At 44.6% G+C, this 6,300-nt stretch carries 7 protein-coding genes; 5 read left to right on the top strand and 2 right to left on the bottom strand.

Translation table 11 applies throughout. The features are described from left to right. Positions 1-284: 284 nt before the first annotated feature. A complete protein-coding gene (locus H5073_RS17655) occupies positions 285-641 on the bottom strand; it encodes an FKBP-type peptidyl-prolyl cis-trans isomerase (RefSeq protein WP_182680878.1) in 357 nt (118 codons plus the stop codon). Positions 642-822: 181 nt separating this feature from the next. Between H5073_RS17655 and H5073_RS17650 the strand changes: the two genes are divergently transcribed. Then, positions 823-1,896 carry a M14 family metallocarboxypeptidase gene (locus H5073_RS17650; protein WP_182680877.1) on the top strand — a complete coding sequence of 358 codons (1,074 nt, stop codon included), beginning with the start codon at positions 823-825 and terminating at the stop codon, positions 1,894-1,896. Between the two features lie 68 nt (positions 1,897-1,964). On the opposite strand, the gene H5073_RS17645 is transcribed toward H5073_RS17650, so the two are convergent. Next, positions 1,965-2,774, bottom strand: a complete 810-nt coding sequence (locus H5073_RS17645; RefSeq protein WP_182680876.1) for a LysR family transcriptional regulator — start codon at positions 2,772-2,774, stop codon at positions 1,965-1,967. Between the two features lie 134 nt (positions 2,775-2,908). On the opposite strand from H5073_RS17645, the gene H5073_RS17640 reads away from it, so the two are divergent. From H5073_RS17640 to H5073_RS17625, 4 genes are all read left to right on the top strand, one after another. Next, positions 2,909-3,304 carry a hypothetical protein gene (locus H5073_RS17640; protein WP_182680875.1) on the top strand — a complete coding sequence of 132 codons (396 nt, stop codon included), beginning with the start codon at positions 2,909-2,911 and terminating at the stop codon, positions 3,302-3,304. A 90-nt stretch (positions 3,305-3,394) separates the two neighbouring features. Beyond that, positions 3,395-5,023 carry an NAD(P)/FAD-dependent oxidoreductase gene (locus H5073_RS17635; protein ID WP_182680874.1) on the top strand — a complete coding sequence of 543 codons (1,629 nt, stop codon included), beginning with the start codon at positions 3,395-3,397 and terminating at the stop codon, positions 5,021-5,023. 300 nt (positions 5,024-5,323) lie between these two features. Next, complete coding sequence (locus tag H5073_RS17630) at positions 5,324-5,545, top strand: TA system antitoxin ParD family protein (protein WP_182680873.1); 222 nt, start codon at positions 5,324-5,326, stop codon at positions 5,543-5,545. Further along, complete coding sequence (locus H5073_RS17625; protein ID WP_182680872.1) at positions 5,538-5,825, top strand: type II toxin-antitoxin system RelE/ParE family toxin; 288 nt, start codon at positions 5,538-5,540, stop codon at positions 5,823-5,825. The genes H5073_RS17630 and H5073_RS17625 overlap by 8 nt, the downstream gene beginning before the upstream one ends. Positions 5,826-6,300: the final 475 nt, after the last annotated feature.

The raw sequence follows: 6,300 nt of genomic DNA, 5'->3' as shown, positions 1-6,300 counted from the left end.
GCCTGTGAGATTTTTACCCGCTTGAAGATCTTTAAGGGCTTGTTCAAAGTTAAAAGGTTGAGTCATGTGTCATTCCTGTTTTTGTACAGTTTACTGAAATGACACAGAATTATGAACGCTACCCAAAATACCGTTATCTAGAATTGCATCTATACCAATTTCGCCAAGATTCACTGCCAAATTGCTCAAATCGTCTTTCTTAAGAGTGTTTTCTATTGACTGCGAAAGTTTCATCGTTTTCCGTTTCCAACCATTACACATAACAACTCATCACTCATCACTCATCACTCATCACGAGTCAGCACTTCTAATAATTCGATTTCAAAGTACAAGGGGGAATGGGGTTTAATCAACGCGCCAATTTGGCGCTCGCCATAGGCTAAATGGGCCGGTACTGACAGTTTGCGCTTGCCGCCTACTTTCATCCCCATAAGTCCCAAATCCCAGCCTTTGATCACTCGGCCTGTACCAATCACACACTGAAATGGCTGGCCTTTATCGAAAGAGGAATCAAACTGGGTGCCATCTGCCAGTACGCCGCGATAATGAGTGGTGATCAGCGCACCTTTTACCGCCGCCTTACCCTCGCCTATTACCACATCTTCTATGATCAACTCATCTAATGGTAAATTATGCGTCATTGTTGCACTTTCCTATCATTACAGTCATTTATGGCGTGAATGCTAGCATAAAGTCGCAGTTAAGTGCGCTATACTGGCCCAATTGGTGAATTTACCACTCGCTAAAAGCTGCGCCCAAGCAGCGCAGAATAACAAATAAAAATAACCCCGTAACAGGACATCATTACTTAAAGGATATTTCATGGACTCCAACATGCTTTCTACTTCTCAATCGAGCCTCTATCCTATCGGTACCCCAGGTCAAGCTTGGGGCGAACAAGAAAAATCCCTTTGGCTTAACCAGCAAATTATTCAACGCAGTTATGCAGAGCAAGTGTTAGCGCTTATCTTAGACTCGGCATCCATTTCGGCATTTATTGCAGCTAACACGGCCGATACTAAGGCTAGCGCGGCCATTCAATCGAACCCACACCCTGAGATAACCCCAGAACTTGAGCTAGTGCATTACCATACCTTGGCCTATAACACCTTGCATCAAGGCGCTAGCGACTACCCAGTTTACTTATTTAAAAGCCGTCACTGGGATGAAACTAAACCTAATGTATTAATCACCGGCGGCGTGCATGGTTATGAAACCAGCGGCGTACACGGCGCCATTCGCTTTTTACGCACTAAAGCCCAGCAATATTGCCAGCATGCCAACCTCGTCATAGTGCCCTGCTTAAGCCCTTGGGGCTATGAAACCATCAATCGCTGGAACCCTAATGCCATCGATCCAAACCGCTCATTTACCTATGATACCGACGTCAGTTCAGACACTGCTCTGCAATCCAACGTACAAGAAGCCCACGCCTTAATGGCGGCACTCAGTAAATTAACCATTAATTTTCAGCTGCATATCGACCTACACGAAACCACAGACTCAGATAACGCAGAATTCAGACCCGCACTGGCTGCCCGCGATGGCAAAAGCTATGACAATTGGGATATCCCCGATGGTTTTTACTTAGTCGGTGACACGTTAAAGCCCCAAGCTGAATTTCAAAAAGCCATTATTCATGCTGTGAGCGCCATCACCCATATTGCTCCAGCAGGTGAGCAAGCCAGATTGATTGGCGTGCCCATTGCCCAGTTTGGGGTGATTAATTATCCCACCAAGGCCTTGGGGTTATGTGCAGGCATGACAGACGCGCCCTACTGCACCACCACCGAAGTCTACCCAGACAGCCCACTGGTGGATGATGAAAATTGCATCTTAGCCCAAGTTGCAGCAATCACAAGCGCGATTGACTTTATCCTTAAAATCAACAACTAAAACCATAGAGACCAAAAATTAACCTCGTAAAAAATCAACGGTTAAGATGATATAGCTTAACCCCGCCCCTAGGGCCACAACGCCATAATTTCTGGGGGCAACTTGCGATAAGCAAGCACAATGGTTCGCAAGATAGGCGCGTCTAAGGTTATGGGAATGTAAGCTAGGCAGTCATTTGCGCTTATGTAGGAGTCCGGGATAACGGCCACGCCTAAGCCTAGCTTGACTAAGCCTTGAAGCTGCAAATCATGGATGGCTTTGCCTTTGTAGTTAATGGCGATGTTGTTTTCATTCACTAAACGCTCAAACGCTTGTCGATTGGTGCAATAAGGCCTTTCAATGAAGTTAAGGCCTTCAAACTCACTTAGGCAAACTTCGGCCTTGTTGGCTAAGGGGTGCTCTTGAGCCACAAGTAGCTTATAGCCTTCCTCCCCAAGCCGGTTACATTTAAATTGCGCCGGCAATTTATGCTCATCAATAAGGGCCAGTTGTGCCTGCTCAATGCCATCGACTATGGATAAATCAATCTCCACAGGCGCATTTTTTAGCCGCTCAAAAATGTGCCAATAGTGCTCCACATTAATGTCGGCTTGTATAAAAAACCGTAATTCAATTTTATTGCTCGGCGTAAATGCCGCTTCTAATTGCTGGTTTTGCAGTAATAGATCCGTCGCCAGTTTATACAGCTTATGCCCTTGGGCTGTAGGTTTTATCCCCTGCTTGCTGCGCTCAAATAAGATAACCCCTAAGCTGGCTTCTAAAGACTTAATCGCATGAGTTATTGACGGCTGAGCAATAAAACACCGTGATGCTGCCGCAGTGATAGAGCCTTCTTCATAGGCGGCTAAAAAGTAATGCAGTGGTTTTATTTCTATCACACATTTTACCTATGGATTTAAAATATAAACAATATTATATCTATAAAAAAATTATTGCTAGTCTAATGCTAACCAAGAATGCCACCACCTCATAGTGGTCGTCATTATCTCGATAAAGGAAGGAGCCTAGCCTCATGTTTGAACGTCACAGTGATATCGCAATCCATCAACTATTAAACCGCTTTGAAAAAGGAGACATGACGCTGTTTGAATTCATCGCAGACGACATTAATTTACGCATAGATCACTATCAAGATGATGCCGACATTAGCTGGCAACAATGTGACAATAAAGCAGGGTTTTCCGAGCTGTTAACTCGACTAGGCACCGACATCTTCCCACAAGGCACTAAAATTAACGCGCTCAGCTCAGCCGCCCTTGGCGATGGCTGGTACATCACCACCTTTGATCAAACATTTTGGTATGGCGTAACTGAAAAACGGGTTAACAGTCGCACTTACATAGTGTCCCATGAGTTAAACGGTAAAATTGATTACTTTCGCGAGAATGTCAGCACCTTGCAATATTAAGATAGAATATACAGCACTATAGATAATTTCATTTTATTGCTAAATCACGTAAACTACGCGCTGTTTTTTAAGTCTCATTTTAGGTAAATCATGATCCGTTTAAACCAAGTACAGTTGCCTCTAGACCATAATGAAGATGCACTGCAAAATGCCGTGTTGCAAAAGCTTGCTATTTCAGCGGAGCAACTGGTTGATATACATGTGTTTAAACGTGGCTACGATGCTCGTAAAAAGAATTCAATTACGCTCATTTATACCTTGGATGTGACATTAACCCAGGTCGACGAAACGGCGTTATTGGCCTCCCTTGCCCATGATCACAATATCCGTGTGTCACCCGATACCGATTATAAATATGTGGCAACTGCCCCCGAAGGCTTAACCGAGCGCCCAATCGTGATTGGCATGGGGCCTTGCGGCTTATTCGTTGGCCTGATATTGGCGCAAATGGGCTTTAAGCCGATTATTTTAGAGCGCGGGAAATCTGTTCACGAACGGGCAAAAGATACCTTTCGTTTTTGGCGTACCAGTGAGCTAAATACTGAATCAAATGTACAATTTGGTGAAGGCGGTGCTGGCACGTTTTCTGACGGCAAGCTTTACAGCCAAGTTAAAGACCCAGGCTATAAAGGCTTAAAAGTCAAACAAGAATTTGTCGCAGCGGGTGCACCGGCCGAGATTATTTATGTCAGCAAGCCACATATTGGTACCTTTAAATTGGTCACCATGGTGGAGAAAATGCGCCGTGAGATCACCCGTCTTGGGGGTGAAATTCGCTTTGAAACCCGCGTCGATGAAATCAACATTACCGATCGCAAAGTAACAGGTGTCACCCTTAAAGGCGGTGAAGTGTTGCATTCAAAACATGTTATCGCCGCCATTGGCCACAGTGCCCGCGATACCTTTCAAATGCTGCATGATAAAGGCGTCTACATGCAGGCCCAGTCATTCTCGATTGGCTTTCGCATAGAACACAAACAAGAAATGATCGATAAAGACCGCTTTGGCATTAATGCAGGTCACCCCATGTTAGGTGCTGCAGATTACAAGCTGGTCCACCATTGTAAAAATGGCCGCAGTGTTTACAGCTTCTGCATGTGTCCAGGTGGTGTGGTCGTAGCGGCAACATCAGAAGAGCATGCCGTAGTCACCAATGGCATGAGCCAATACTCACGCAGTGAACGTAATGCTAACAGCGCCATAGTGGTGGGCATTGATCCCAGCGATTTTGATAATGATCCACTGCAAGGTATTGCGCTACAACGTAAATTGGAACGCCATGCTTATATTATGGGCGGCAGTAATTACGATGCACCAGCGCAAATGGTCGGTGACTTTTTAGCCGCAGGCAGCGGTAAACCCTATGAAAATGTCGAGCCATCTTACAAACCCAATGTAAAAATGACCGATTTAAGCGATGCCCTGCCCCAATTCGCTATCGATGCTATCCGTGAAGCCCTGCCGGCATTTGGTAAGAAAATTCGCGGTTTTGACAGTGACGACGCCATGTTAACCGGGGTTGAGACTCGAACTTCATCGCCGTTACAAATCAAGCGTGGCACAGATTACCAAAGCATTAACACCAAAGGCTTATACCCGGCGGGTGAAGGCGCCGGGTACGCAGGCGGGATTTTATCGGCAGGCATTGACGGCATCAGCATTGCCGAAGCCGTTGCCTTAGATATGATAAAAGAACATGATAAAAGAAATGGCCAATAGCTAATCCGTCACTATTAGCTTCAACAAACTATCTTCTTCAATAAAAAGCGCAGCCTCATCGGCTGCTCTTTTTGTTTTTTTGCTTCTGGTTTCAACATCAATGTGCCATACCAAATGGTATGATTCTCGCAAACCACCATGCTCTACCACGTTAGCTTTGGTCTGATGTTTAAATTTAAAGCCTAAAACGATGGTTTTACTGTGGGTATCTCATTACCATTATGAAAGAATGTGCAACTCGCCACATACGTAGCAAGCTGCTACAATAACAAAGGCATCAGATATATTAGGAGACATATTATGGCTACTGCAAGTGTGCGCATTGACCAAGAACTCTTTGATAAAGCGGCGATCATGGCTAAAGCATTAAACCGTACCACACCAAAACAAATTGAGCACTGGGCAAAAATTGGTGAAATGATGGAAGACAACCCTGACTTACCGTACGAGTTTGTAAAACAAGCTGTAATAGCAAAAGCCGAAAAAGAAGCGGGTAAACTAGTGGCTTATAGCTTTGACTAAAATTACCAATATTCTTCAGACGCCAACGTTTATGAAAGCGGTTAAGAAGCTACACAAAAACCAAAAATCTGACTTAGACAGTGCAATTCGTGAACTGATAAAAGATCCGTATATCGGTGAACAGAAAAAAGGAGACCTAGCCTTTTTGCGCGTACATAAGTTCAAAATGGTAAAGCAGCTGACTTTACTTGGTTACAGCTACGAAGACGGAACAGTAAGACTCGAACTCATGGCTCTTGGTGCTCACGAAAACTTCTATCGCGACATCAAAAAAATCTAACTGATTAGTATGCTGGTTCAGGCATACTCTATATCTTATTTTCCGTATACGAGGCTCACGCTTGCCTCAGTGCTGTAACACCCTCAAAATGCTAAAGCATAACACCCAAATTTCCAGTACAGGCTTACCATGGCATTCGCTTATCGACACGCAGCAAGTACATTCCCTGTATGCTCGAACATCCCGTCTGATGTGAAGGGACTCACAAATGCCGCGATGGCATGGATGCCAGAGAGAGGTCATGGATGAACGGTCGTCTCGCAAACGACCATGGCTCACCTTGTTAGCTTTGGTCTAACCTTTAAATTTAAAGCATAAAACTCACGTTTTACTGTGGGTGTCTCATTAAATTATGGGCGTAGTAAAGCGAACGACAAACTTAATACCAGCAACCTAGCGTTGAACATGTGAATAAGGATAATGGCTTAACTGACACTGCGGAGGGATGATTTAACTTGCTGAAATCAATGGGTTT

Source organism: Shewanella sp. SR44-3, assembly GCF_014163735.1.
In the GTDB taxonomy this organism is placed as follows: domain Bacteria; phylum Pseudomonadota; class Gammaproteobacteria; order Enterobacterales; family Shewanellaceae; genus Shewanella.
Note: the sequence above shows the minus strand (reverse complement) of the source record. Positions and strands in the feature narration are given on the sequence as shown.